Below are 1,135 nucleotides of genomic sequence, written 5' to 3' on the forward strand. Positions count from 1 at the left end.
AAGCGGCAGGCCTTTCTCTTCAAGCTGGCCGACGCTACCCGGTCCTTAACCGCTTCGGCTGACATCATGACTACGGTTGGTGAATCGGTTGGTACTTATTATAAGCTTGGTCAGTAGCGAAGCTGGGCGGGTTTGATGGACACCTGCTCAAGCCCATTGATTACACCACCTTGCCCGAAATCCTGGCCAGGACCATAGTTGCCAAAAAAGAAGAACAGGATCGTTAACCAGAAGTCCTTTCAATCAGCTTTTGATGAAGAAACGGTTCTTTCAATGCTTTTGCAGGATCGAAAATCAGCTACTTTCTATCGTGAATTTATTAGTCTGAAAACCAGTTTTGCGGAATTCCGTTACCAATTCCAGAAGCGAAGGCATTAACTCTTCACAACTGTACCTGAGTGGCACGACAAGGTTCTCGTTAGTTGTGTCGAAAGTCATTCCTTTTCATTTCCCATAACTTTTGTGATGATGTTCACAAAAGTTATGTTTTGATCCACAAATGGATAATGCGAACAATTGTCGATGAGATAAAAATTGTGCTTTCCTATCAGCTTTTGTACATCCTGTAATTGTGCTTTTGAAAAAATTCCGTCCTGTTTGCCATACAATGCATAGAGTTTACGGCCACGTTTTTTAAGGCTATTCAGAATAGGAGTCGTATCCATAGTAACGCGTTTCTCGTTTTTGTAGAACGTTACAGGGGCCTGGTCATTACGAATATTGTCTTTAAAAAACTCACTTTTCGTATATCGGTTGTTTACGATTTCGGACTCTTCCGTCGGAGCAGGCATTCGAAAATACCCGTACGCAGAAGCTAGTTCATACGTCTTTCCTCTATAAACCGCACTTTTTTTATCGAGCGTTTTTACCTCCTTTATTTTCTCGAGCGTAGCCGTATCATGCTTCTTTTCCGCCTGCTTTGCCACACTGCTCAGAATATGGTCATAGGTCCGTTGCTGGTCGACGAGAGCACCCACCAGAATAAGACGTTCTACCCGCTCCGGGAAAGCTTGCGTATATAGCGTAGATACGATTCCACCAAAACTATGACCAATGATGCTAAATTTTCGTAATGACAGCTGATTGGCCAGATTATTCAGGTCTTCAATGGCTTCGTCAAACGTAAATTTTGCCC

Annotated in this window: 1 protein-coding gene; it reads right to left on the minus strand. The window is 43.2% G+C overall.

Features of this window, described 5'->3' with window-relative positions; translation table 11 throughout:
• Positions 1–434 precede the first annotated feature (434 nt).
• The coding region (locus BWI97_RS26775) for an alpha/beta fold hydrolase (protein WP_102203467.1) at positions 435–1,135 on the minus strand (701 nt) is incomplete at its 5' end.

The sequence above is a fragment of the Siphonobacter sp. BAB-5405 genome (assembly GCF_002872335.1).
GTDB lineage: Bacteria > Bacteroidota > Bacteroidia > Cytophagales > Spirosomataceae > Siphonobacter.